Below are 23,864 nucleotides of genomic sequence, written 5' to 3' on the forward strand. Positions count from 1 at the left end.
TCGGCGGTCAGCCGAATGCGGCGACCGTCCGGTCCAGGTAGTCGTTGCGGAAGGCGCCGCGCGGGTCCAGACGCCGGACGAGCTCGCGGAACTCGGGCAGCCGCGGGTACAGCCGCTCGAGGTCGCCGGCGCTCGTGGTGAACAGCTTGCCCCAGTGCGGCCGGCCGCCGTACGGGGCGAGGGCCGCCTCGATCTCCGGCAGCAGCGCACGCACCGCCGGCTCGTCGGGCAGCCAGGTGAAGTGCAGCGCGAGGACGTCGGTGCCCTGCGCCGGGCTCAGCCACAGGTCGTCGGCGGCCACCGTGCGGAGCTCGCCGGCCTGCAGCAGCGGCGCGATCCGGTCGGCGAGCGAGCGCAGCGCCCCGACGGCCGCCCGCCCGTGCCGGCGCGGGACGAAGTACTCGCTCTGCAGTTCCTCGCCCCGGCTCGGGGTGAAGCCGGTGCGGAAGTGCGGGAGCCGCTCGTGCCACGCCCCGGGCGCGCCGAGCTGCTCGGTGAGGCTCTCGACCGGCGCGCCCTCGAGCATGTGGGTCGGTGCCGTCGCCGCCCGGGCGCCGAAGAAGTCCTCCGGCGACGCCGCGTGCTCGTCGGTGCGCGACTTGACCCAGACCTGGGTGATCCGGTGCCAGTCGGTGAAGACGCTGACGCTGTAGGCGGCGTCGGACACCGCGTCGAAGTCGGCCAGCAGCCGGTCCCACGTCAGGCCCAGGTAGACGGTGGTCCGGACGTCGAAGGTGGGCTGGAACCGCAGGCCGATCCGGGTGACGACACCCAGCGCGCCGAGGTGGACCACCGCGCCGGCGAAGTCGGAGTCGTCGGGAGTGAGGGTGACGAGCTCGCCGTCGGACCGGACGATCTCCAGGCCGGCGACCGAGCTGCTCAGCGTGCCGTTGCGACCACCGGAGCCGTGCGTCCCGGTGGCGGTGGCCCCCACGACGGTGATGTGCGGCAGAGAGGCGAGGTTGGCCAGCGCGTAGCCGTGCTCGGCCAGCCCGACGACGAGCTCGCTGTACCGCATGCCGCCGGGCACCCAGGCGAGGCCGCCGTCCTCGCCGCGTTCGACGTCCACCTCGGCGCGCAGCGCGTCGAGGACCACGAGGTCACCGGTCGTGTCGGCGATGTCGTTGAAGCAGTGCCGCGAGCCGAGCACCTTGACCCGGTCGGCGCCGGCGACGAGTTCCTGCAGCTCCGCGAGGGTCTCCGGCCGGTGCACGCGGGCCGCCCCGTAGCGGAGGTTGCCCGCCCAGTTCGTGCCGGCCCCGCTCACGGCTGCGTCCCGAACCACCCGGCTACAACTCCGCGCGCAGGATCGCGGCCGCCTCGGCGAGGGCACACATCTTGCCGACGGCCGACGCCCGCGGGAGGTACTTCAGCCCGCAGTCGCTGGAGAGCATGAGGGCGTCGACGTCGACGTCGTCGAGGGCCCGGCGCACCCGGTCGGCGATCATCTGCGGCGTCTCCACCTCCGGCGTGGACAGGTCGAGGACGCCCAGGGCGATGCCCTTGCCGCGGAGCGGGCGCAGCGTCGCCGGGTCCAGGTGCGACTGGGCCGTCTCGACGGAGATCGCCGCGGCCGGGGTGTCGGCCAGCTCCGGCAGGAAGGAGTAGCCCTCCGGGCGCTCGGCCACCATGGCGGCGTAGCCGAAGCAGAGATGCACGTGGACCGGCCCGGGCGCGCCCTCGATGGCCCGGGTGACCGCCTCGGCGCCGTACTCGCGGGCGACGTCCGGACGGGCCTGCAGCCACGGCTCGTCGATCTGGACGATGTCGGCGCCGGCCGCGAACAGGTCGGCGATCTCCTCGCGGACCACGTCGGCGTACGCCAGGGCCAGCGCGCGGTCGTCGGCGTAGTGGTCGTTCTGCGCCTGCTGCGCCATCGTGAACGGCCCCGGCACGGTGATCTTGACGGCGCGGTCGGTGTGCGCCCGGAGGAAGCGGACGTCGTCGACCTGGACGGGTGCCGGACGGCGGATCTCGCCGGTGACCCGCGGCACGGGGATGTCGATGCCCGAGCGGTTGCGCACGGTGCCGGGCGAGTCCAGGTCCAGGCCCTCCAGCGCGGTCGCGAAGTGGTTGGAGTAGGACTCCCGGCGGATCTCGCCGTCGGTCAGCACGTCGAGACCCGCCTCCTCCTGCGCGCGGATGGCGGCCAGCGTGGCGTCGTCCTGGGCCTCCTGGAGGAACTGCGGATCGACCCGCCAGAGCTCCTTGGCGCGGACCCGGGGCGGGAACTGGTGACCCAGCCGGTCGCGGTCGATCAGCCAGTCGGGCTGCGGCAGGCTGCCGACGACCATCGTGGGCAGCGGGGGCAACGGGGCGGGCATGCGGTTCTCCTGTCGGGGCACGGGCTCCATCTCAACCTACGTAGGGTGGCCGGAGTGAGCCGGGCATGAACGACGCGTTCGCCGCGCTGCTCCCCGACGGGCTCACGGCGACTGTCTTCGCGCTCGTCCTGGCCGCCGGGCTCGCGGCCGGCTTCGTGGACGCGGTGGTCGGTGGAGGCGGGCTCCTGCAGCTGCCCGCGCTGCTGCTCGTGCCGGGGATGAGTCCGGTCCAGGCGCTGGCGACGAACAAGCTGGGTTCCATCTTCGGCACCACCACCAGCGCAGTCACGTACTACCGGCGGATCCGGCCCGACCTCGGGACGGCGCTCCCCATGGCCGGCACCGCGCTGGCCAGCGGCTGCATCGGGGCATCGATCGCCTCGCTGCTCCCCCCCGCGGTGTTCAAGCCGGTCATCGTCGTCGCGCTCGTGGGCATCGCCGTCTTCACGGTGCCCCGCCCGGCCCTCGGCGAGGTGACCGCGCTGCGGCACAGCGGGCGCCGGCACCACGGCACGGCCGGCGCGATCGGCGCCGTCATCGGGTTCTACGACGGCATCCTGGGGCCCGGCACCGGGTCTTTCCTGGTGTTCGCGATGGTGTCGCTGCTGGGCTACGACTTCCTGAACGCCAGCGCCAAGGCCAAGATCGTCAACGCCGCCACCAACCTGGGCGCGCTGCTGTTCTTCGTGCCCCACGGCTCGGTGTTCTGGGTGCTCGGCATCCTGCTCGGGCTGGCCAACATGGTCGGTGGCTACCTCGGCGCCCGGACGGCGACGGCGCGGGGGAGCCGCTTCATCCGCATCGCCTTCCTGGTCGTGGTGGCCGCGCTGATCAGCCGTCTCGGCTGGGACGTCTGGAGCGAGAACCTCCAGCCGATGCTCGCCTGACGACGGCGGCGGGCGTCCACCCTGCTGATCCACGCCTGGATCTCTTCGCCACGTGCGTCAGGCGCAGGAACTCGTCGTCGACGGAGCGAGCCGCGCTGCCCGCACAGGGTCCCGGATGTCGTTCACGCCCAGCGCGACGGTCAGTTCGGTTTCGGCGATCCGGGCTCGACGACGACCTTGCCGAGCGCCCGGCCCGCACCGACGTGCGCCAGCGCCTGCGCGACCTCGTCGAGGGCGAACGTCCGGTCGATGTGGACGTCGACCGCGCCGCTCGAGCAGAGCTCGGCGAGCCGGGTGAACGATGCCGGCCCCTGCCGCACGACGAGTACGCCCATGCGGCGGCCGGTGAGCCGCGCGGCCGGCGCACCCACCACGAGCACGCGCAGCAGCGCGCGGACCGAGCCGCCCACGCACCGGTACCGGCCGCCGGGGGTCAGGGCCCGGCGGTAGGCGAAGACCGACCGGTGGGCGACCAGGTCGAGGATCAGGTCGTAGGGCTCCCGGCGCGTGAAGTCCTCGCGGCGGTAGTCGACGACCTCGTCCGCGCCGAGGGAACGCAGGAACTCGAGCTTGTGCTCGTTGTCCACGCCGGTCACGTGGGCGCCGAGCCGCTTGGCCAGCTGGACGGCGAACGAGCCGGAGCCGCCGCCCGCCCCGTTGATCAGCACCCGTCGGCCCACGTCGGCGCCGGCGGTGCCCTGCAGCGCGATGGCGCCCGCCTGGGGGATGGTGGACGCCTGGGCGAAGGTGAGCCCCGCCGGCTTGCGGGCCAGCGCGGACTCCGCGGCGACGGCGTACTCGGCGAGGCCGCCCATCAGCGCCAGGTTGTCGCCGTACACCTCGTCGCCCGCGGCGAACCGGGTCACGCCCGCGCCGACGGCCGCCACCCGGCCGGCGATGTCCGAGCCGAGCGTGCGGTGGGCGGGCGAGCGGAGCCCGCCCAGACGGGCGTAGAAGGGTGCGCCGACCAGGCACTCCCAGTCGCTGAGGTTCAGCGAGGTGGCGGCCACCTCGACCAGGACCTGACCCGGCCCCGGCGCCGGCACGGGCACCTCCTCGACGCGCACCACGTCGGGTGGGCCGTACCGGTCGTACACCGCCGCTCTCACGCGGGGAACCGTAGGGGACCGGGTCACCCGGCCGGGGACGCGAGCACCTCCCGCAGGCGTGCGGCGAAGGCGTCGGGCTCGCCCGTCTGGCCGTACTCGCCGCCGAGGAAGCCGGCGTGACCGCCGGGGAAGTGGACCGGCGACGTCCCCAGCCGCTCGGCGACGGCCTGGGCGCCGCGGTGGGCCAGCTCGCCGCCGGACTCGACGCCCGCGGCGATCACGAGCCGGGTCGAGGCGGCTCGCAGCGCGTCGAAGTCCGGCTCGTAGTGGGTGCAGGAGACGATGTTCTGGCCGACGAGCACGTCGTCCCGCGAGCCGTCGTCCTCGGTGGGCAGGCCGAACGTCGCCGGGTCCGGCGCCGGCTGATCGAGGTACTCGGCGGTGATCGGCCCCCGGTGGCCGACGATGGCGATGAACTTCGCCATCGCCGGGCCGAGCCCGTCGCGGCGGTAGGTCTCGCCGATGTCGGTGCACGCGGCCAGGGCGTGCTCGCGGTCCGGCAGCAGGGCGGCGGCCGGCGGCTCGTGCGCGACGAGGGTGCGCACCTGGTCGGGACGGCGGGCGACCAGTGCCAGCGCGTTGATCGCCCCGCCGCTGCTCGCGAAGAGGTCGACCGGTCCGCCGCCGAGGGCGGCGATGATCCGCGAGACGTCGTCCGCGTGCTCCTCGGGGGTGGACGTCGCCGCGCCGTCCGTGCGCCGGCTGCGCTCGGCGCCGCGCGGGTCGTAGGTGACGACCGTGCGGTCGGCGAAGTGCCCGGCCAGCGTGCCGAAGCCGGCCGCTCCCATGGGTGAGCCGATCAGGAACAGCGGGAGCGCGTCCCCGTGACCGCCCGTCCGCACGTCGTAGGTCAGGACCGCGCCGGGCACCTCGAGGGTGTGCGTGGTCATGCTGGTCGTCGCCGTGGTCATGCTGCCGCTCCTCCTGGGTCCGCTTCCCGTCACCCGTGCAGACGGGCAGCGAGGGCGGAACTCATCGGTGCGGCGGATCAGTGCGCGCGCAGCGACCGCGGCCGCCACCGCAGCGACGAGAAGAACTGGCGGCCGTCGAACCAGCCGCCGGTCGAGCGGTCCGCCCGCGCCGACAGCTGGTCGACCTCGGCCCGGAGGGCGTCCTGCCGGCGCTCCAGGGCCCGGATCTCCGACCGCAGCGAGGACCGGCGACGCCGCAGGGCTCGTACCTCGGCCAGCGCGGCCCCGACCCGCGCCGCGCCGTCGGCGTCCAGGCGCGCCCGCGTCGCGGCCGCCGCGGCGTCGGCCCGTCGTCGCTCCTCGCGTGCGCCGGCCAGCATCCCGACGACGTCCTGCCGCGCGGCCAGCCGCGCCGCCGCCGCCTCCTCGAGCGCCCGCAGCCGGAGCTGCTCGGCGTGCTCGGCGGCGCGCTGCTCGATCACCCGCACCTCCGCCAAGCGGGTGGCGGCCTCCGCGCGGGCCTCGGTGGCGGTCAGCTCGGCGTCGTCGACGATCCGGCCGGCCTGCGCGATCATGTCGCCGGCCGACGCGGTGGCCTCGGCCACCAGGCGTCGCGCCTCGCGCTCGCCGTGCGCGACGACCTGCCGCGCGTGGGCGATCATGCCGAGCACCTGCAGGGAGGCGGCCGACCGGTGGCTCTCGGCCTCGGCCCGGATGGACTCGGCCTCGTCGGCTGCCGCCGCGAGCATCGACCCGACGCGTCGCGACATCTGCAGGAACTCGCCGCCGCCCGCGGAGTGGGACAGCAGCTCCCGCGCCTCGTCGAGGGCCGCCCGGGTGCGCAGGTGCCGGCCCAGCAGGTCCTCCCGTTCCCGGTCGGCGGAGGCGAGTTCGTCCTCCGCCCACTGGACGTAGGTGTCGACCTGGAAGCGGTCGTATCCGGCCACGGCACGCCGGAACATGGGGCCGGCCTGGAAGACCGTCGGCAGGTCACCGGAGACGTTCGGCCGCCGGCGGTTCCGGGGCACGGGCGCGGCGAGCTCGGCGCTCATTCCAGCTGCCTCCCTCCGCAGTCGGGTCCGAGAAGGGAGACGCTACGGCCGCCGGAGGGCGGGTGCCCCCGTCGTCACGGCCGGCATCACCCGGAGGTGCGGGGTCGCCCCCTGATCCGGTTGCTCCCGCCACCGGCGGTGTCGCTGCGTGACGTCTCGCTCGGGCGGGTGAGCCGGCCGTCCGGGGACGGTCCGGAGTCCGTCGTGCAACCGCATCCTCGTCCCATGGCCCCGGGAACTCCGCCGCAGCTGCCCGGCAGCATGACCGTCCCCCTGCTGTTCGGCTGGGAGCAGATCCTGACCGTGCTGGCGGTCGTGGCGATCGTCGCGGTGCTGTTCGTCGTGGTCCGGTCGACTCGCGCCGACCGGACCGAGCGGTCGGAGTTCGACGCGTGGCTCGAGGGCCGGTCGGGTCGTCGCGGGGAGCCGTAGACGCCGATGACGCCGACGGGCGGCGCCCCGCGGTCCACGTAGGCTGCGGAGGCATGCAGGCCATCGGGCGCTACGACTTCGCAGGTCTCGAGCTCGAGGACCTCTATCGGCCGATCATCCCCGACCCGGCGCCCGGCTACGCCGACCAGGGGGATCCGTACCTGCTGACGGTGCCCGCGTCCTCCGGGAGCGAGTACGGGCACTACCTGTACCACACCGACGTCTCGCCCGAGGGTGACCGCATCCCGGTCTACGGCAGCCACGACCTGCGGACGTTCGACCACCTCGGGCCTGCGCTGCGCACCGATGCGCCCCTCAGCGAGCACTGGGCGCCGTGCGTGGTCTTCCACGAGGCGACGAGGCAGTACCACATGTTCTACTCGCGGAGCCGACCGAACCAGCCGAATGCCGACGTCGGGCAGCGGCTGCGCCGGGCGGTCGCCGACCGGCCGGAGGGCCCGTTCGTCGACCAGGGGAGTTCCCCCTGCAGCTCGAGACCGATTTCGCCATCGATGCCGACGTCTACGAGAGGTACGACCGCGACACCGGGGCGCCGGCCCACTTTCTCGCCTACGTCGTGGAGTTCTGGCACGAGGAGCGGGTGGGCGTCGGGATCGTCGAGGTCAGCCTCAGCCCCGACCTGAGCCGCCCGGTGACGCCGCCGCGCGTGCTGGTCAAGCCGTCCCTCGACGTCCAGCTCTACGAGCGCAACCGGTCCATGCCCTGGCAGGTCGGGAAGCGGGACTGGGCGGCGGGCGAGACCGTCGACTGGCACTGCATCGAGGCCCCCATCGGCGGGGTGGTCTCACCGGAGGGCACGACGTACTACCTGGACAGCTTCGGCAGCTACAAGGACGACACGTACGCCGTGGGCGCCGTGCGCGAGGAGGCCGACGGCACGCTCACCGACCTGGCGGTCGAGGGGCACGCGGTCCTGCGGAGCGGAATGCTGCCGGGGATCACCAGCGCCGGCCACCCGTCCCTGGTGGCGCCCAACCTGCTCGTCTCGCACGGCCGGTTCAGTCCGCACGGCCAGCGGCAGGCATTCTTCGTGCCCCTGCTGTGGGACGACGTGGGGCGTCCCTTCTGCCCGGACAGGGACCAGCTGGTCAGCCTGCTGGAGCGGTAGGTCGTGGCCGTGCGCTTCGTCTACAACTCGTTCTACGGCCGGTACTCCGACAGCCCGCGGGCGATCTACGAGCGGCTGGTCGGCGGGGGGCGCCACTCCCATGTCTGGCTGGTGGGGGAGGGGCACGAGCACGGCTTCCCGGCCGAGGCCGCGACGGTGCCGATCGGCAGCGCCGAGTGCATCGCCGTCCTCGAGTCCGCGGACGTCGTGGTCAGCAACACCTACCTGGAGCTGGACTGGACCAAGCGGCCGGACACCGTCTACCTGCAGACCTGGCACGGCACGCCGCTGAAGCGGATCCACTACGACGCGCCCGCGATCGGACCGGACGACCGGCTGCAGAAGCTGGACGTCGACATCGCGCGGTGGGACCACCTGCTCTCCCCGAACCGACCCAGCACCGAACGCCTCCGTGCCGCGTTCCGGTACCGGGGGTCGGTGGTCGAGACCGGCTACCCCCGCAACGACCTCCTGCTCGCCGAGGACCGCGACCTGCGCCGTGCGGCTGTCCGCGCCGACCTCGGGCTCGACGACGCCACCACGGCGGTGCTGTACGTGCCCACGTGGCGCGACCACGAGTACTACGAGCCCGAGGCCCGGCTCGGTCTGGACGTCGACGCGTTCACGTCGGGCATGGGGGAGGGCTGGTGCCTGCTCCCACGCGTGCACTACTACATGGCCGACCGGATCGCGGTGGCGGCGAACCCCGCCGTACGGGACGTGTCCTTCCACCCCGACATCCGGGAGCTGTACCTCGCGGCCGACGTACTGGTCACCGACTACTCGTCGGCGATGTTCGACTTCGCCGTCACCGGCAAGCCGATGATCTTCTACACCTACGACTTCGCCCACTACCGGGACACCGTCCGCGGCTTCTACTTCGACTTCGTCCCCGACGCGCCGGGGCCGGTCGTGCACACGTTGCCCGCCCTCCTGGAGGCGCTGTCCGGGCTCGACGCCGTGCAGGGGGAGTACGCGGACCGCTACCGCCGCTTCCAGGAGACCTTCTGCCACCTCGAGGACGGCCACGCCACCGACCGGGTCCTCCGGCTGCTGCCGGCTCGCTGACCGCGGCCGGCCCCTCCGGCCGTCAGCGAACCGGTGGTGGGATGCCGTCGAGGGTGGCGGCGAGCGCCGGGTCCCAGTCGCAGGCGGCGCAGGAGTGCCGGATCAGCGAGCGGGCGAACGCCAGCGCCGCCTGGTGCGGATCGTCGGACCGGCGCACGTCCTCCCAGTCGAGGACGAATTCGCCGAGCGACGGTTCCCACCGCGCGGCGGGCGGCTCGAGCGCGACGTCCGAGTAACCGGGCGGTGCCGGATGCGCGTACCCGTAGAACGCGGGACGCGGATAGCGCTCGTCGCCGGGCCACCACCCGATGGCGATCTCCTGGGAGTCCATCGCGTTGCGCATGATGAAGTCCCCGGACGGCGGGTCGGCCGGCCGTCCCGAGAAGAGGTTGACGGCGAGGTCGAACGATCCCCACCAGGCGTTGACCGGTGTGGCCCGCCCGCGGAAGGGCGCACGGACGGCGGCGAGGGCCAGCGCGGCCCGGGTCGCCGCCCGGAAGTACGTGGTGACCGCGGCGGAGTCGTAGGTGGCGTGGTCGTCGTCCTCGTCCAGCGGCGTCGACCAGGGCGTCTCCTGCGGACGCGGGTCGAACGGCACCGGTCCGGCCATCGCGCGGACCGCGGCCAGGACCTCGCGCGTCACCTCGCCCACCGGCCGGTCCGGCACGAGCGGGATCCGGTGCCGCCGACCGTCGCTGTGCTCGAGCACGACGTGGTGCTCGTGCAGGTCCAGGGCGGCGACGAGGGAGCCCGACCGGTCGCGGGCCGGCAGCGGCCGGGTCTCCCAGCCCCGCCCGGTCAGGGTCAGGGCGGCGTGCTGCAGCTGCGGCTCCGGTGGCGCGAGGCCGACCGCGAGCTTGCCCAGGACCTGCGTGTGCGCGTGCAGGGTGTCGCGGGTCGCCTGCCACTGCTCGTAGGGGAGGGCCGGCCACCCGCCTGACGAAGGCACGAGCCACGGTAGCGCCGAGCCCGACCGGTCGGTCCCTCCGCTGTGTCGACCGACGACCCGTCGAGTGGGGCGGGACGGAGGCAGGATGACACGATTCGGCCATGTCGTCGCCACGCGGGGAGCCGGAGGTGGCACGGCCTTCGTCCTCGGCGGTGGGGGAGTGCTGGGTGCGGCCGAGGTCGGGATGCTCCAGGCGCTGTTCGAGCACGGCGTCCGCCCGGACCTCGTCGTCGGCACGTCCGTGGGGGCGATCAACGGCGCGCTCGTCGCCGCCGATCCGGCGCCGAGCGGGGTGGACCGACTCCGGGCGGTGTGGGAGGAGCTGACCTCCCGGCGCATCTTCGCCGGATCGGCGCTCGGACGGATGGGCACGCTGTTGCGGACCCGCACCCACGTGCACCACCCGGAACCGCTGCGGGAGCTGCTGGAGACGCATCTGCCGGTACGGACGTTCGCCGAGCTGGCCGTCCCCTTCCAGTGCATCGCGGCCAGCGTCGAGCGGGCCGCCGAGCACTGGTTCACCGACGGTGACCTGGTCGACGCCGTCCTCGCCTCGTGCGCGGTTCCGGGCCTGCTCCCGCCGGTCCGGATCGACGGCGAGCACTACCTCGACGGGGGGCTGGTGCACAGCATCCCGGTGGGCCGAGCGATCGCCCTGGGGGTCGGCACGGTCTACGTGCTGCACGTCGGCCGGATCGACAGCCCGCTGCGGCCGCCGGCCCGGCCGTGGGAGGTCGCCACGGTCGCCTTCGAGATCGCCCGGCGCCACCGCTTCGCCGCGGACATGGCCGCGCTCCCGCCGGACGTCACGGTGCACGTCCTGCCCGCGGGCGACACGGCTCCACCCGGCACCGCCAACATGCGGTACCGCGACTTCTCCGGCGTCCCGGCCCGCATCGCCCGCGCCCGCGCCGCGACCATGGAGTACCTGGACCGCGGCAGCGAGCAGGAGGCCTGAGGTGCTGCCCCCACGCCGGGTGCGGCGCATCGCCGGTCCGCTCCTCATCGGTGCCCTGGCGGCGGCGGTCCTCCTGCTGCCCCTGCTGGTGCTCCTGGCGGCGGTCGCCTCCCTGTTCGTCCCCGGGCGATGGCGCGTGCTGCGCCTGCTGTGCTTCGCGATGGTGTACCTCGCGGCGGAGGTGACCGGCCTGCTGGCCGCGGCCGTGCTGTGGGTGCTCAGCGGCTTCGGCCGCCTGCTGACCAGTGCTCGGTTCCAGGCGCTGCACTACACCGTGCTGCGCCTCCTCCTGGACGCACTGATGCGGGCAGCCCAGCGCCTGTTCGCCCTCCGGCTGGTCACCGACGGCACCTCCTGGTCGCCGCTCGACGACGGGGTGCCCGGTTCGACGAACGCCATGATCGTGCTGTCCCGCCACGCCGGCCCCGGGGACTCGCTGCTGCTCGTGCACACGCTGATGAACCGCGACCACCTGCGCCAGCCGCGGATCGTGCTCAAGGACGTGCTGCAGCTGGACCCCCTCATCGACGTCTACCTCAACCGGTTGCCCAACCACTTCGTCGCAGCCGGCCCGGGGGCGGGTCAGGCAGCCACGGCGGCGATCGCCGATCTCGCGCGGGATCTCGGCGAGGAGGACGCCCTCCTGATCTTCCCGGAGGGCGCGAACTTCAGCCCCCGGCGGAGGCTCACGGCGATCCAGCGACTGCGTGACCGGCAGCTGCTGGGCGCGGTGCGCCGTGCCGAGGGGATGCGGAACGTGCTCCCCCGCGCCCCGCCGGAGTCGGGGCGGCGCTGCGGGCGGCGCCGCACGCCGACGTGGTCTTCGTCGCGCACACCGGGCTCGAGCACCTGAGCACGGTGGCTGATCTGTGGCGCGGGCTGCCCATGGACAAGACCCTCCACCTGCGCTGGTGGTTCGTCCCGGCCGGCGACGTACCCCGCGGCGAGTCCGAGCGGGAGGACTGGCTCTACCACTGGTGGGAGACCATCGACGGCTGGATCGACGCGACGCAGCGCGAGGAGGCGCGGAAGACCGCGGCCTAGCCGGGTGTGCCAGGTGGGCCGTCAGTGGTACCGGAGGGCGTCGGGAGCGACCACAGCACGGTCGCCAGGGCCCCGTACAGCAGCGCCGGCCCGGTGTGCGGCAGCCGCTTGCCGGCGGCCGCCCGCGCCTCCCCCGGCGGAATGCCCACCGCTCGGCGGCGACCACCCCGCGCACCGAGAGACCGGCCGCGACAGCAGTGGTTGCGAGGAGCACGGCCCTGCTCCTCACGGGCAGGGAGCTGAACGCGACCAGGGGGTCGGTCTGCCCGTCCGCCGGCCGGAGCTGCGCGCGTGCGCCGGCCCACGCCGCCCGGAGTTCGGGTGCCGCCACCGCCAAGGAGACGGCGGTGACGCCCGCCTTCGTCCAGCCGCGAGCGGTCCGGGAGGAGATGAGGTCCGGCGTCGCGTAGTAGAAAGCGGTCGCCGCTCCGGAGAACAGGATCGACACGGTGCGCGGGGACGACATCCTGGTGGTCATGGTCCTGGTGGTCATGTCGCCATCCTGTCGCGCACGTGCACGCGGAGCAGCGGCTCGGCAGGCGCGCTCTCCGCATCTCCCGACCTGCAGTTCTGCGATCCCTTGCCGCGACGGCGTCGGCCGCTGGTGCACGCCGTGCGTCGACGCGCGGGCCCGGCGAGCGCCGTGCGCCGGCCGGACGGGCACACTACCGGCGTGACGAGGGGCGACGAGGCGACCACCGAGCCCGATCTCGTCCTGCCCCGCTCCGATCGCCACGGTGGCCTCCCGCCGGAGCGGAGCGCGCGGCTGCTGATCCCCGGCGAGACGTGCTGGCGGGTCGAGCGGGCCACCCGCTTCGCGATCTTCGTGGACGCTGCCGGCTACTTCGCCACCCTGAAGCGCGCCGTGCTGGGCGCCGAGCGCCGGGTGCTCTTCATCGGCTGGGACTTCGACCCCCGCATCCGGCTCGACCCGCTCGACGGTGGCCGGCCGAGGGAGGACCGGCTCGGCGCCGTGCTCGAACGCGCGGTGAAGGTGAACCCGCGGCTGGAGATCGGTGTCCTGCAGTGGGACCTCGGGATGGTCCGCGCGCTCGGCCGGGGGCTCAAGCCGATCGTGCTGCTCGACCGGCGCACTCCCGACCGTCTCACCTTCGCCGTCGACACCCACCACCCGGTCGGGGGTGCGCACCACCAGAAGATCGTGGTCATCGACGACTGCCTGGCCTTCGCCGGCGGCATCGACGTCACCGCCGACCGGTGGGACACCTCCGACCACGTCGACGGCCACCCGCACCGACGTCGTCCGGCCGCCGGACGGGGAAAGGGCCGGCTGACGGGGCCGTGGCACGACGTGACCAGCATGATGACCGGGCCGGCCGCGGGCGCGGTCGCTGAGCTGGCCCGCGAACGGTGGGAGAGCGGCACGGGGGAGCGGCTCGAGCCGATCCCCGAGGAGCGGGACTGCTGGCCCTCGGACGTCGAGCCCCTGCTCACCGACGTCGACGTCGCGATCTCCCGCACTCGCCCCGAGCACGGCGGCACGAGTCTGGTGCACGAGGTGGAGCTGCTGTGGCTGGCGACCATCGCCGCCGCCCGCCGCTCGCTCTACATCGAGAGCCAGTACTTCGCCAGCCGCCGGATCGCCGAGGCCATCGCCGAGCGGCTGCGTGAGCCGGACGGTCCGGACGTCGTCGTCATCAACCCGTGGACGGCGGACGGCTGGCTGTCGGAGAAGGCGATGGGAACCGCGCGCGCCCGGGTGCTGCAGCTGGTGCGGGAGGCCGACGTCCACGACCGGTTCCGGCTCTACACGCCGGTGACGGAGCAGCGCCGGCACATCTACGTGCACGCCAAGGTGACCGTCGTCGACGACCGCCTGCTGCGTCTGGGCTCCAGCAACGTGAACAACCGCTCGATGGGTCTGGACACCGAGTGCGACCTGGCCGTCGAGGCGGTCGAGGGGCAACCGGACGCCGACCGGCTCGCCGCCACCATCGTCGGGTTCCGCGACCGGCTGCTGGCCGAGCACCTCGGTTGCACCCCCTCCGACGTCGCCGCCGCGGTCGCAGCCACCGGCTCGCTCGTCGAGGGCATCGAGCGGCTGCGCCGGCCGACCGGCCGCTCGCTGGTGCCTTTCGAACCACCCGACCTCGGGCCGGTCGACTCCGCCCTGGCCGAGTCCGAGCTGATGGACCCGGAGAAGACACCGAACCGGTGGCGCCGGGTCGAGCGGTTCTTCGCCCGCAGACGGCGGCCGCGCCACCGGGTGCGGGCCTGACCTCTCGCCGCGCAGAGCTGCAGGACCGCCCGCGACGAGGCCGTGCTGGAACCGGTCGAACGGTGGGCCGTCCGCTCGTTCAGGCGCGCCGCGACCGCAGCAGGTGGAGCAGCGCCAGGGCGTAGGCCTCGGCGGGTTCGGCCGCGTCGAAGCCGCAGGTCTCGCCGTCCACGCGGAGCGTGACGCGGTAGCCGTCGCCGGTCGGCGCCATGCCGGCGAAGGCGTCGCCGAGCAGCTCGCGCAGCTGGTGCTCGGCAGGCAGCCACAGCGCCTGCGACTGCTCGAGAGAGTCCAGGGCCCACTCGGTCGTGCCGTTGAAGCCGATGACCGGCCCGTCGGGGAACTGGTGCACCTCGATGGTCATGTCCGAGAGCACGAAGACGTCCGAGTCCATCCCGCGGTCGGGTATGACGAAGCTGTCGCCTCGGGCGGGGGTCCATGACAGCCCGGCGTCACGCAGGCGACGAGCGAGATCGACCGAGAGCACCACGCCATCCTCTGCCATTCCCCGGACACGTGCCCGGGACCGCGCCCTGCCCGGTCACGACCGGGGGAGCTGGTCCAGGGCTTCGTTGTCCAGTTCCGCCCAGCGCCGGACCCGCTCGCGCACCTGCTCGACGTCCTCGTCCGACAGGGCGTGGGCTCCCTCGGCCGTCAACCGGTAGACGTCGATCGGGCCGCCGACGCTGGGCGCGGTGAGCCGCAGCGCCCCGGCCTGCTCGGCCATCGCCGAGCCGCTGCCGATGGCGTGGAACCCGACGTCCTCGTACGGACGTCATGCGCCCGATCGTGCACGGCGCCGATCAGTGCTGCCCGTCGGTTCGAGCCGCGTGCGCAGGTCAGAGCAGGGACAGCTGCAGCCGCTCCGACAGCAGGTGGAGGGCGGCCCGGCCGGCCCGCGAATTGCCCTTCTCGTCCAGCGGTGGGGACCACGCGCAGACGCCGAACCGCCCCGGGACGTCGCCCATGACCGCTCCGGCCACGCCGCTCTTGCAGGGGAACCCCAGGTCGTAGGCGAACTGCCCGGCGGCGTCGTACGTGCCGCAAGTCAGCATCAGGGCGTTGACCCGTCGGGCGAGGGGCTCGGAGAGCACGGGTGAGCCGGACTCCGGGTCGACGCCGTCGTTGGCGAGGAAGCGGGCGGCGCGGGCCAGCGTGCGCGTGGTCACCGTGAGGGAGCAGAGGCGGAGGTAGAGGTCGACGACCTCGTCGACCGGGTGCTGCAGGTTCCCGAACGAGCGCATCAGGTGCCCGATGGCCCGGTTGAGCGAACTGCTCTCCCGCTCCGCGTCGAGTGCGGGGTCGCTGATCTCGGCCTCCTCGCCGGTCAGCCGGTCGAGGAGACCGGCGACGGCGCGGTACGGGTCGTCCGCGGCGTCCAGGAGGACGTCGCAGACGATCAGGGCTCCGGCGTTGATGAACGGGTTCCGCGGCACGCCCTTCTCGTGCTCCAGCTGGATCAGCGAGTTGAACGGGTCGCCGGACGGTTCGCGGCCCACCCGGTCGAACAGGTCCTCACCGACGAGCCGCAGGGCGGCCGTGAGCGCGAAGACCTTTACCACGCTCTGGATCGCGAAACCGACGTCGGCGTCGCCGCTGACGTGCTCCCTCCCGTCCAGCTCCGAGAGCGCCAGGGCGAAGCGGGTCGCCTCGGCCGACGGCAGCTCCTCGGGCTGCTCCTCGACCTGGCCCTCGTCGGCGAGGTGCCGCGTCTGGTCGGCGATCTCGGCGAGCAGCGACTCGATCTCGCTGCTCCCGTCGACGGCGGACGTGGGCTGGCCCGGGGCAGACATGCACCCCCGCTACCCGGCGACCCGGCCCGGACACCAGGACGCCGCGGACCGCCGCCTCAGGGCCTGCCCACCCGGAAGACGGGCCAGCCGATCTCGGTGCGCCACGCGGCGGGCTCTGCCGTGTCGCGGGGTCCCACCACGTAGGTCTCCCGGACCGGGCCGGCCACCGCGAGGGCGTTCTCCACCACCCAGGCGCCCAGTTCGCCGTAGGTGACGTCGATGTCGTCGTGCTCCCCGACGTGCGTGGTGAGGGCCAGCTCGACGGCGGGCAGCGTCACCGGGTGGACCCGGCCGCTGTGCGGCGGCCTCGCCGTCGGCCGGTACACCAGGAGGTGTCCACGACCGCTCTCGAACAGGGCGTTGTCGTACAGCCCGCCCGGGACGCCGGTCGGCTCCCTCACCACGGCGTCCAGCTCGGCCATGGCCCCGGCGTACCAGTCGAGGACGTCGTCGTGCGCCACGTCGTCCTCGATCGCGGCCACCGTGGTGGCCGGGACGGCACGCAGCTCGACGTCGAGCGGTGCCGGCTCCGGCCGCAGCAGCCGGCGCAGCGAGGCGACCGCCGCACGGGTGCGGTCGAGCTCGGCCTCGAGCCGCTGCAGGTGATCGGAGACCAGCGCGGCACGGGCGCCAGGGTCCGGCGACCGCAGGATGCGCTGGACGTCGGTCAGGGGGACGTCGAGCTCGCGCAGGCGGTGGATGACCTGCGCGGTCGGGATCTGGTCCGCGCTGTAGTAGCGGTAGCCGGTCGCGTCGTCGACGGTCGCCGGCTCGAGCAGCCCCGCGTCGTGGTAGCGGCGCAGCATCCGCACGCTGAGGTGGGTCAGGCGGGAGAACTCCCCGATCGCGAGCACGCCGCCACGATGCACCCTCCCCTGGGAGAGGGCCCAGTGCTTGACCCTGCCGCTGCGGGAGGCCGCACGCTCGCGGCATGACCACACCGACCAGCATCCTTCCCGAACAGCTGCCCGAGACGATCCGTGTGTACCTCGCCGCGCACGGGGCGCGCGACGTCGATGCCGCGCTCCGCGCCTTCACGCCCACCGCCGTGGTCGTCGACGACGGCACGACCTACCGGGGGACCGAGGAGGTCCGGAGCTTCCTGTCGAAGGCCGGAGCCGAGTTCAGCTATACGACCGAGCTCGTCGCCGCGGAGCGCGTCGACGACGCGCGCTGGGTCGCCATCCACCGCCTGGAGGGCGACTTCCCTGGCGGCGTCGTGGAGCTCCACCACCGCTTCACCATGGACGGCGACCGCGTCGCCGAACTCGTCATCGCTCCCTGACGGTGATCGTGCGGAGGTCATGCCTCGGTGCTCGGCAGGCTGTGCCACGTGTCGTAGGCGACGGCCGCCGCGCCCTCGGTGTCCCCGGCGGCGCAGAGGCGGATCAGCTCGTCGTGCAGCCGGACCGACGCCTGTCCACGCAGCGAGCCGAACCGCAGCCGCTCCGCGCGGCGCACGGTCGGCGTGAACTGCTCGAGAACCGTCGCGAGCGCGCGGTTGCCGGAGATGCGCACCAGCACACCGTGCAGTTCGTCGTCGGCGTGCAGGGCGGAGTCGACGTCGCCGGACTCGACGGCGGCGGCGAACCGCCGGTTCGCCTCGCGCATGGCGGCCAGGTCGGCGTCGGCCAGCACGGGAACCGCCTCGCGGACCGCCAGCTCGTGCATCGCTGCCACGACGTCCCGGGCGTCCCGGACCTCACGGACGTCCAGGGGGCTCACGACAGTGGACCTGCCCGGCTGTGCCTGGACCAGGCCGCTCTGCGCGAGGCGCAGCAGCGCCTCCCGGACCGGGGTCCGGCTGACGCCGAGCCAGGCTGCGAGCTCGAGGTCCCTGAGCTGCTCGCCGGGGGCGAAGGTGCCGTCGACGATCGCGTCGCGGAGGCGGAAGTAGACGTCGTCGCGCAGCAGCCAGCGGTCGACACCGGGGGCCGCCGGGGGGATCGGCATGGGCGGACCTCTCGTGCAGGGCGAGCGCTCGGACGTCGGAACGAGGAAGCGCGGAAGAAGGGTTCCGCACAGTCATGCCGACATGCAATATATCGCATATTGAAGGGGCTGACGGGGGCGGCTCTGAGGTGCGACCGGACGGGCGGACGGGCCGCCCGCGGACCGAGAAGGAGCCAGCGATGAGCAGCAGCGCGCCGGAGCCCCGTACCACCGACCAGCCGTCCGCCTCCCTGCCCACCGTCGTGCTCGTGCACGGCGCCTTCGCCGATTCGTCCAGCTGGAGCGGCGTCGTCGCCCAGCTCCGGCAGGACGGCTATCCGGTGATCGGGGTGGCCAACCCGCTCCGCTCCCTGCACGGCGACGCCGAGTTCCTCCGAGACGTCCTGGACGCGGTGGAGGGGCCGATCGTCCTGGCCGGCCACTCCTACGGCGGCAGCGTGATGAGCGAGGCCGCCGACGGGAACCCGCGGGTGAAGGCGCTGGTGTACGTCGCCAGCTTCCTGCTGGACGAGGGCGAGAGTACCGGCGAGCTCGCCGGGAGGTTCCCGGGCAACGAGCTGGGGTCGGCGCTGCGCCCGGTGCCCGTCCGCGGGCCCGACGGGCAGACCGTGGACGACCTCTACATCGAGCAGGCGAAGTTCCGCCCCGTCTTCGCCGCCGATGTGCCGGCGGACGCCGCCGAGCTGATGGCCGTCACGCAGCGGCCCATCCTCGGCGACGCCTTGGCGGACAAGGCGACGAAGGCGGCCTGGAAGACCATTCCGTCCTGGACCCTCGTCACGCGCCAGGACCTCGCCGTCCCGGCCGAGGCCCAGCGCTTCATGGCCCAGCGCGCGTCGTCGCACGTGGTGGAGGTCGACGCCTCGCATGCGGTGACGGTCTCGCAGCCGGGGGACGTCGCCCGACTGATCGACGAGGCCGCGCGCGCGACCGCGGGCTGACCCGACCGGGGCCGCTCATCAGGCCCGCCCCCCGCCGTCGCCAGACGGTGGCGGGGCGGGCCCTGTGAGGCCCGAGCGTGCTGCCCGGTCCCGCCCGGGATCAGCGCCGGGGTCGGCCGTGCTCCGGCAGCAGGTCGAGTCCGAGGGCCCGGTCGAGCAGCCGGAACCGGTAGGCGGCGGTCAGCGCGAGGAACCACAGGACGAGCGCCGGGAGGACCGTCTCGAACACCGGTTCCGCGGCCTCGGTGAGGCCGAAGTAGTCGGTGAACCAGGGCATCAGCAGCCCCGCGGTGAAGGTCGCGACGAGGACGGCGACCAGCACGGCCGGGCGCCGGTCGCCGTCCGGGCGGGTCCACGCGGCGAACAGCCGGGACGGCGGCTTGAGGAAGAGGATCAGCAGGAAGGCCGCGTAGGAGACGAAGGTCGACAGCGCGGTCTGGGCGCCGATGGTGGCAACCGCCTCGTCGAAGCCGGCGGCGTCCGCGGACACCCCGGTCCAGTCCTCGAAGCGGGCCTCGACCTCGGCCGGGACGACACCGCCGGGCGGGCCGGCGAGCAGGGACGTGTAGTGGAGGGCGTAGATGGCCACGCCGACTGCTGCGGTGACCACGGCGGCCGGGACGACGAAGCGTCCGAGGTTGGCCAGCAGGCGCGGGTCGGGCGGTTGGGGGCGGGCCCACATCGTCAGGAACAGCGTGGGCACGCCGACGGTGAGCAGCGTGAGGCCCACCTGTGCGGGGGCGTAGGGGAAGCCCAGGCCGAGCATGGTCACCCCGAGGATGACCAGCCCCTGGGTGGCGACCCTGGCGAGGAACACCTGCATCGACGTGCCGATTCCGCTGATGATCCGGCGGCCCTGCTGCCGGGCGGGGACCAGCGCGGCCAGGGAGTCCTCGGTCAGCACGATGTCGGCGACGTCCCGGGTGACGGCGCTGCCGCTGCGCATCGCGACGCCGACCTGGGCGGCCTTGAGCGCGCGGGCGTCGTTCACGCCGTCGCCCAGCATGGCGACGTAGCGGCCCTGCCGGCGCAGTGCGGCGACGAGGCGCTCCTTCTGCTCGGGTGCGATGCGGCCGAACACGGTGGTGCGGGCGACGACGGCGTCCAGTTCCGGGTCGGACATCCTTTCCAGATCGGCGCCGGTGAGCGGGTCGCCGCCCTCCAGACCCGCCTGCCGTGCCAGGGCGGCGACGGTGCGGGGGTCGTCGCCGGACACGACCTTGACCGCGACCCCGTCGGCGAGGAAGCGGTCGATGGTCTCCCGCACCCGGGGCCGCAGCTCGTCGGTGAGCGCAAGCACGGCCAGCGGCTCCAACGCGGGCAGCCGCGCCCGGCCGGTGTCGTCGCGCAGCGAGGTGGACGGGTCGGTGGCGCGGGCGGCGACGAGGACCCGCAGGCCTCGCGCGGTCCGCTCGCTGACGACGCCGGTGAGTGGTTCTCCGGACAGGTGCGGGGCCAGGGCGTCGTGGGCGCCGAGGACGAAGACGCCGTCGTCGGTGCGCAGCGCGCTCCACCGGAGGGAGGAGGAGAACGGGATCTCCTCCCGCGCCGGCCACGCCTCGCCGGGCAGGGCAGCAGCCAGTGCGGTGGTGGTGAGGTTGGGTGCGGCCGCGCTGCGGGCCATCGACCCGATCACCTGCTGGACGTCCGCGGTCGCCAGCGGCCCGACCGGCACGACCTCGGCGAGGCTGAGCCGGCCGGTGGTCAGCGTGCCGGTCTTGTCGGTGCAGACGACGTCGACGTTGCTCATCGACTCCACGGCGTTGACCTGCTGAACCAGGGCGCCGCGTCCGCCGCTCTTCGCCGCCCCGACGCTGTAGGCCACGGCGACGAGGAAGAACAGCCCGTAGGGCACCAGCCCGGACAGCACCGCGGTGGTCTGCACCACCCGGACCAGCGAGAACCCCTCCAGGGCGGCTTGGGCAAGGATGGCGCCGCTCATCAGCACCACCAGGCAGATGACCAGCCGGACGACGAAGTTGATGCGACGCTGCAGTGGCGTGGTGTCGGTCGACACCTGTCGAGCGTCGGCGGTCAGCCGGCTGGCGTAGCTGGCGGCACCGACGTCCCGCGCGAGCTGGTGCCCCTCACCGCCGACGCAGAAGCTGCCCGACCGGAGGTGGTCGCCGGGCTTCTTCACCTGGGGGTCGGACTCGCCGGTGAGCAGTGACTCGTCGGCCTCGATGCGGCCGCCGTCGAGCACCGGGCCGTCGACGACGACCTGATCGCCGGGACGCACGTGTAGCACGTCGCCGCGCACCACCTCCTCCGGGAGCACTTCGACGTCCCGGCCGTCGCGGAGCACGGTGACGGTGCTGCGGGACAGCAGTTGTAGCCGGTCGAGCTTGCGCTTGGCCCTGATCTCCTGCACCGCGCTGATGGCCGCATTGACCAGGCCGAGGCCGACGCTGATGACCGCGTCGTTGACCCGGCCAAGCGCCAGCAGAGCGGCGCCGATGGTGAAGAGGATGAGGTTGAAGAACGAGAAGACGTTGGTGCGCAGGATCTGCGCGTAGCTGCGCGAGGACCGGTCGACGGCGGCGTTGCTCTCGCCGCGTCGACGCCGCGCCTCGGCCTCTCGCTGGGACAAGCCCTCCGGTGCGCCGGGCGCCGTGTCGGCGTCTGTCGCCTGCACATCCATCCGGCTCGCTTCCTGAGTGCCGCCCGTGCAGCCCCGCGTGGCGGATGGCGATGCCGCGGGCGCTGTCAGAGCTCGCGGTGGCTGCGGGATCCCTTGTCGCCTCACGGCAGTCTCCCTCGCAGCTGACGTGCTCGCTCACTGGCCGGTGGCCTGCCGCTACGCGACCTCTGCCGGGCGGGCGGCTCGTTCGACGCAGGCCACCAGCGGTCCGGCGACCACGGCGCCGGTTGCGTTCAGGAGCGCATCCAACGGGGACACGACGCGGCCCAGGGAGAGCGCCCCCTGAGGGACTTCGATCCCCGCGCCGCGTCCAAGGCCGCCCCGGTGACCTGGAGCGGGCGGCCGAGCGAGGGCCACAGCAGGACCACGAGGGCGGCCGGGACCACCAGCAGGCTCAGGTTGCCCATCAGCTGCAGCGTCGTGGCTGCCGAGTCCAGCCCGGTCGCGTACCAGTGCAGTTCGGTGGCCGGAGAACCCCAGGCCCACCCCGTTCGCTACTGGTCCGCCGCTGCTCGCGACCGGAGACCCGCTTGGTCCATCAGCGTGGCCACCGACTTCCGGAGGACATGAGAGGTCACCCACTCGAGGCCTCCGCCACCGAACGCCTCGCGCAGGTCGGCGTGGGCGTGGGATGTCGGCGTGGGCGTGGGATCTCGCCAGCCACCCAAGGGGGAGGGGAACACCGGACGGCTGTCGTGGTCCTGCCCCGAGAGGTCAGTGCCGGCGGGCGGCAGCGGGCATCGCCACCCACGAGTCCGGCAGCGCCGACGTCCTGGCGCCGGCGTCGGTCTTGATCTTCTCGACGACACCCTGACCCTCGACCCGGGACGACTGTCGCTCGCCCACTGACGGTGACGACATCCAGGTTCACGGCGTACCAAGGCCAGTCCGCAGGCCTCCCCGATGCAGAGCCCGGTGGCGGCCATCAGGCATCTCACGAGGTCGGGGAAGGTCTCGGGCGTCGGCCCTGTGCGCCCGATCGCCCCGAGGATGCTCTGGCGCCAGCGACCGCCCCATCCGGGTGATGGATGGGGCGGTCGCTGATGCCGGCGGTGTGTCGTCAGCCGCCGAGGATGCCGGCGACCAGGCGGTAGCAGATGGCCAGGATGGCGATCAGGCCGAGGACCCCGACGACGTTCTGCCAGGGCCGGTTGCGCAGGTCTCCCATCAGGCCCTTGTGGTTGGCCACCACGACCAGCAGGACTCCGAGCACCGGGGCGAACACCACGGTGAGGGCCTGGGCGAGGATGAGCAGCTGCACCGGGGACTGGCCGCCGGCGGCCAGGGTGACGGTCAGCCCGAAGGCGAGGATGACCAGGATCATGGCCTTCACCCGCGGGCGGGCCACGGAGTTGCCCCAACCGAGTCCGTCGGAGAGCAGCGTTCCCCCGGCGGTGGCGTTGGCGACCATGGAGGAGAAGGCGGCGGCGAAGAAGCCGAGGGCGAAGATCTTCGAGCCGATCTCGCCGGCGAGCGGTTCCAGGACGCCGGCCAACTGCCCCAGGGAGGCGGCCTCCACGCCGGTGCGGGTGGCGGCGGTGGCGGCGACGACGATGACCAGGATGGTCATCAGGCCCGGGGCGACGATCCCGGGGATGGTGTCCCCGAGCGTGATCGTCCGGTACTGGTCCCGGCGCAGCCCCCGCTCCCGGGTGGCGTAGCCGGTGTAGAAGGCGGCGTTGATGGAGAAGTTGGTGCCGACCAGGGCGACCAGCAGCAGCCCGACACCGCTGGGGACGGTGGGCACCAGGCCGGCGCCGGCGGCGGCCTAGTCGGGATCGGTCAGCAATGCCGAGGCGAGGAACCCGGCGGCCATGATGGCGACGATGCCGAGGATCGCGCGCTCGAACACCGAGTAGTAGCGGCGGGCGAACACCACACCGGCGACCACCACCGTGCAGACGAGGGTCCACAGCGCCGGGGACCCGCCGAAGAGCAGGGACAGCCCGAGGCCGGAGCCGACGGCGTTACCGACGGAGAACATCAGGGTGATGCCGAAGACGCCGATCCCGGCGACAGTGCCGACCCATCGCCCGAGGGTGTCCTTGATCGTGCCGATCAGGGAGCGCGGCGCCTTCAGGGCGATCCGCACGCTCATGTCGGTGAAGCCGAGCATGAGCAGGGTGGACACGGCGATCACCCAGATCAGGTCGTAGCCGTAGCCGTTGCCGGCCTGGATGGCCGTCAGCAGGTTGCCGGGGCCGAACTGCCAGGCGCCGACGATGAACGCCGGGCCCATGACCGAGAGGACCTGCACCCACCGGCGTGTGCGCAAGCCCTTCTCGGCCGGGGTGGCCGGCGGCCCGCCGTCCGCGCCGCTCGACGAGGCCGGCCGCGGGTTGACCGGCTCGGCAGCCGGCCGTGGGGCCGGTGCTGCCGCGGGAGCGGGGACCTTGCTGGTGCTGCTCGCCTTGCTGGTGCTGCTCATGGCGTC

The 23,864-nt window shown here is 73.5% G+C and carries 24 protein-coding genes and 1 pseudogene; 11 read left to right on the plus strand and 14 right to left on the minus strand.

Going from position 1 to position 23,864, the window contains the following annotated elements; translation table 11 throughout:
* Window positions 1–7: 7 nt before the first annotated feature.
* The gene (locus MVA48_RS03230) at window positions 8–1,267 is read right to left on the minus strand and encodes a D-arabinono-1,4-lactone oxidase (RefSeq protein ID WP_246985770.1); all 1,260 of its coding nucleotides are present in this window, start codon (window positions 1,265–1,267) and stop codon (window positions 8–10) included.
* 22 nt (window positions 1,268–1,289) lie between these two features.
* Entirely contained in the window at window positions 1,290–2,324 is a 1,035-nt protein-coding gene (locus tag MVA48_RS03235) for a uroporphyrinogen decarboxylase family protein (RefSeq protein WP_246985772.1), read from the minus strand.
* Window positions 2,325–2,389: 65 nt separating this feature from the next.
* On the opposite strand from MVA48_RS03235, the gene MVA48_RS03240 reads away from it, so the two are divergent.
* A complete protein-coding gene (locus tag MVA48_RS03240) occupies window positions 2,390–3,211 on the plus strand; it encodes a sulfite exporter TauE/SafE family protein (protein ID WP_246985775.1) in 822 nt (273 codons plus the stop codon).
* Between the two features lie 140 nt (window positions 3,212–3,351).
* Here MVA48_RS03240 and MVA48_RS03245 read toward each other — a convergent pair whose 3' ends face one another.
* From MVA48_RS03245 to MVA48_RS03255, 3 genes are all read right to left on the minus strand, one after another.
* A complete protein-coding gene (locus MVA48_RS03245) occupies window positions 3,352–4,320 on the minus strand; it encodes an NAD(P)-dependent alcohol dehydrogenase (RefSeq protein WP_246985777.1) in 969 nt (322 codons plus the stop codon).
* Window positions 4,321–4,343: 23 nt separating this feature from the next.
* Complete coding sequence (locus tag MVA48_RS03250) at window positions 4,344–5,231, minus strand: alpha/beta fold hydrolase (protein WP_246985779.1); 888 nt, start codon at window positions 5,229–5,231, stop codon at window positions 4,344–4,346.
* A gap of 77 nt (window positions 5,232–5,308) precedes the next feature.
* Window positions 5,309–6,283, minus strand: coding sequence for a hypothetical protein (locus tag MVA48_RS03255; protein ID WP_246985781.1), 975 nt, complete (start codon window positions 6,281–6,283; stop codon window positions 5,309–5,311).
* Between the two features lie 225 nt (window positions 6,284–6,508).
* Here MVA48_RS03255 and MVA48_RS03260 point away from each other — a divergent pair, with 225 nt between their 5' ends.
* Genes MVA48_RS03260 through MVA48_RS03275 form a run of 4 tightly spaced genes read left to right on the plus strand, consistent with a single transcriptional unit; the run spans window position 6,509 to window position 8,912 of the window.
* The gene (locus MVA48_RS03260) at window positions 6,509–6,715 is read left to right on the plus strand and encodes a hypothetical protein (RefSeq protein ID WP_246985782.1); all 207 of its coding nucleotides are present in this window, start codon (window positions 6,509–6,511) and stop codon (window positions 6,713–6,715) included.
* A gap of 53 nt (window positions 6,716–6,768) precedes the next feature.
* On the plus strand, window positions 6,769–7,359 hold the full coding sequence (locus tag MVA48_RS03265) for a family 43 glycosylhydrolase (protein ID WP_246985785.1): 591 nt from the start codon (window positions 6,769–6,771) through the stop codon (window positions 7,357–7,359).
* Entirely contained in the window at window positions 7,317–7,844 is a 528-nt protein-coding gene (locus MVA48_RS03270) for a hypothetical protein (RefSeq protein ID WP_246985787.1), read from the plus strand. Before MVA48_RS03265 ends, MVA48_RS03270 begins: the two co-directional genes overlap by 43 nt.
* A gap of 3 nt (window positions 7,845–7,847) precedes the next feature.
* Window positions 7,848–8,912 carry a CDP-glycerol glycerophosphotransferase family protein gene (locus tag MVA48_RS03275; protein ID WP_246985789.1) on the plus strand — a complete coding sequence of 355 codons (1,065 nt, stop codon included), beginning with the start codon at window positions 7,848–7,850 and terminating at the stop codon, window positions 8,910–8,912.
* A 22-nt stretch (window positions 8,913–8,934) separates the two neighbouring features.
* Here the strand turns inward: MVA48_RS03275 and MVA48_RS03280 are convergent, their stop codons facing one another.
* Window positions 8,935–9,861 (minus strand): DUF5996 family protein, encoded by a 927-nt coding sequence (locus tag MVA48_RS03280; protein ID WP_246985791.1) that lies wholly within the window; start codon window positions 9,859–9,861, stop codon window positions 8,935–8,937.
* Window positions 9,862–9,946: 85 nt separating this feature from the next.
* Here MVA48_RS03280 and MVA48_RS03285 point away from each other — a divergent pair, with 85 nt between their 5' ends.
* The 4 genes from MVA48_RS03285 to MVA48_RS03300 all read left to right on the plus strand — a co-directional run bounded on the left by MVA48_RS03285 (window position 9,947) and on the right by MVA48_RS03300 (window position 14,102).
* Window positions 9,947–10,819 carry a patatin-like phospholipase family protein gene (locus MVA48_RS03285; RefSeq protein ID WP_246985793.1) on the plus strand — a complete coding sequence of 291 codons (873 nt, stop codon included), beginning with the start codon at window positions 9,947–9,949 and terminating at the stop codon, window positions 10,817–10,819.
* 1 nt (window position 10,820) lies between these two features.
* Complete coding sequence (locus tag MVA48_RS03290) at window positions 10,821–11,672, plus strand: 1-acyl-sn-glycerol-3-phosphate acyltransferase (protein WP_246985795.1); 852 nt, start codon at window positions 10,821–10,823, stop codon at window positions 11,670–11,672.
* 5 nt (window positions 11,673–11,677) lie between these two features.
* Window positions 11,678–11,863, plus strand: coding sequence for a hypothetical protein (locus MVA48_RS03295; RefSeq protein ID WP_246985797.1), 186 nt, complete (start codon window positions 11,678–11,680; stop codon window positions 11,861–11,863).
* Between the two features lie 673 nt (window positions 11,864–12,536).
* A complete protein-coding gene (locus MVA48_RS03300) occupies window positions 12,537–14,102 on the plus strand; it encodes a phospholipase D-like domain-containing protein (protein ID WP_246985799.1) in 1,566 nt (521 codons plus the stop codon).
* Window positions 14,103–14,181: 79 nt separating this feature from the next.
* Here the strand turns inward: MVA48_RS03300 and MVA48_RS03305 are convergent, their stop codons facing one another.
* The 4 genes from MVA48_RS03305 to MVA48_RS03320 form a co-directional block, all read right to left on the minus strand.
* The gene (locus MVA48_RS03305; protein WP_246985801.1) at window positions 14,182–14,496 is read right to left on the minus strand and encodes a hypothetical protein; all 315 of its coding nucleotides are present in this window, start codon (window positions 14,494–14,496) and stop codon (window positions 14,182–14,184) included.
* A 147-nt stretch (window positions 14,497–14,643) separates the two neighbouring features.
* Window positions 14,644–14,829, minus strand: a complete 186-nt coding sequence (locus MVA48_RS03310) for a hypothetical protein (RefSeq protein WP_246985803.1) — start codon at window positions 14,827–14,829, stop codon at window positions 14,644–14,646.
* Window positions 14,830–14,941: 112 nt separating this feature from the next.
* Entirely contained in the window at window positions 14,942–15,895 is a 954-nt protein-coding gene (glsA, locus tag MVA48_RS03315; protein WP_246985806.1) for a glutaminase A, read from the minus strand.
* A 56-nt stretch (window positions 15,896–15,951) separates the two neighbouring features.
* Window positions 15,952–16,749, minus strand: a complete 798-nt coding sequence (locus MVA48_RS03320; protein ID WP_246985808.1) for a MerR family transcriptional regulator — start codon at window positions 16,747–16,749, stop codon at window positions 15,952–15,954.
* 77 nt (window positions 16,750–16,826) lie between these two features.
* Between MVA48_RS03320 and MVA48_RS03325 the strand changes: the two genes are divergently transcribed.
* On the plus strand, window positions 16,827–17,180 hold the full coding sequence (locus MVA48_RS03325; RefSeq protein WP_246985810.1) for a nuclear transport factor 2 family protein: 354 nt from the start codon (window positions 16,827–16,829) through the stop codon (window positions 17,178–17,180).
* Between the two features lie 17 nt (window positions 17,181–17,197).
* On the opposite strand, the gene MVA48_RS03330 is transcribed toward MVA48_RS03325, so the two are convergent.
* Window positions 17,198–17,848: a GntR family transcriptional regulator gene (locus MVA48_RS03330; protein WP_246985812.1), complete on the minus strand. Its 651-nt coding sequence runs from the start codon at window positions 17,846–17,848 to the stop codon at window positions 17,198–17,200.
* 179 nt (window positions 17,849–18,027) lie between these two features.
* Here MVA48_RS03330 and MVA48_RS03335 point away from each other — a divergent pair, with 179 nt between their 5' ends.
* Window positions 18,028–18,789 carry an alpha/beta fold hydrolase gene (locus MVA48_RS03335; protein ID WP_246985814.1) on the plus strand — a complete coding sequence of 254 codons (762 nt, stop codon included), beginning with the start codon at window positions 18,028–18,030 and terminating at the stop codon, window positions 18,787–18,789.
* 100 nt (window positions 18,790–18,889) lie between these two features.
* On the opposite strand, the gene MVA48_RS03340 is transcribed toward MVA48_RS03335, so the two are convergent.
* The 3 genes and pseudogenes from MVA48_RS03340 to MVA48_RS03345 all read right to left on the minus strand — a co-directional run bounded on the left by MVA48_RS03340 (window position 18,890) and on the right by MVA48_RS03345 (window position 23,858).
* On the minus strand, window positions 18,890–21,379 hold the full coding sequence (locus MVA48_RS03340) for an HAD-IC family P-type ATPase (RefSeq protein WP_305852282.1): 2,490 nt from the start codon (window positions 21,377–21,379) through the stop codon (window positions 18,890–18,892).
* 765 nt (window positions 21,380–22,144) lie between these two features.
* On the minus strand, window positions 22,145–22,276 hold the full coding sequence (locus MVA48_RS23320) for a hypothetical protein (RefSeq protein ID WP_256461115.1): 132 nt from the start codon (window positions 22,274–22,276) through the stop codon (window positions 22,145–22,147).
* A 214-nt stretch (window positions 22,277–22,490) separates the two neighbouring features.
* Window positions 22,491–23,858 (minus strand): annotated as a pseudogene (locus MVA48_RS03345) (Nramp family divalent metal transporter).
* Window positions 23,859–23,864 lie beyond the last annotated feature (6 nt).

This window comes from Blastococcus sp. PRF04-17 (assembly GCF_023016265.1).
GTDB lineage: Bacteria > Actinomycetota > Actinomycetes > Mycobacteriales > Geodermatophilaceae > Blastococcus_B.

Bases quoted from the DNA above. Each gene is read 5' to 3' on its own strand.
- MVA48_RS03235 (WP_246985772.1), bottom strand. From the start codon at position 2,324: ATGCCCGCCCCGTTGCCCCCGCTGCCCACGATGGTCGTCGGCAGCCTG.
- glsA (WP_246985806.1), bottom strand. From the start codon at position 15,895: ATGTCTGCCCCGGGCCAGCCCACGTCCGCCGTCGACGGGAGCAGCGAG.
- MVA48_RS03310 (WP_246985803.1), bottom strand. From the start codon at position 14,829: ATGGCCGAGCAGGCCGGGGCGCTGCGGCTCACCGCGCCCAGCGTCGGC.
- MVA48_RS03325 (WP_246985810.1), top strand. From the start codon at position 16,827: ATGACCACACCGACCAGCATCCTTCCCGAACAGCTGCCCGAGACGATC.
- MVA48_RS03305 (WP_246985801.1), bottom strand. From the start codon at position 14,496: ATGGACTCGGACGTCTTCGTGCTCTCGGACATGACCATCGAGGTGCAC.
- MVA48_RS03265 (WP_246985785.1), top strand. From the start codon at position 6,769: ATGCAGGCCATCGGGCGCTACGACTTCGCAGGTCTCGAGCTCGAGGAC.
- MVA48_RS03260 (WP_246985782.1), top strand. From the start codon at position 6,509: ATGGCCCCGGGAACTCCGCCGCAGCTGCCCGGCAGCATGACCGTCCCC.
- MVA48_RS03240 (WP_246985775.1), top strand. From the start codon at position 2,390: ATGAACGACGCGTTCGCCGCGCTGCTCCCCGACGGGCTCACGGCGACT.
- MVA48_RS03255 (WP_246985781.1), bottom strand. From the start codon at position 6,283: ATGAGCGCCGAGCTCGCCGCGCCCGTGCCCCGGAACCGCCGGCGGCCG.
- MVA48_RS03330 (WP_246985812.1), bottom strand. From the start codon at position 17,848: ATGCCGATCCCCCCGGCGGCCCCCGGTGTCGACCGCTGGCTGCTGCGC.
- MVA48_RS03285 (WP_246985793.1), top strand. From the start codon at position 9,947: ATGACACGATTCGGCCATGTCGTCGCCACGCGGGGAGCCGGAGGTGGC.
- MVA48_RS03250 (WP_246985779.1), bottom strand. From the start codon at position 5,231: ATGACCACGGCGACGACCAGCATGACCACGCACACCCTCGAGGTGCCC.
- MVA48_RS03335 (WP_246985814.1), top strand. From the start codon at position 18,028: ATGAGCAGCAGCGCGCCGGAGCCCCGTACCACCGACCAGCCGTCCGCC.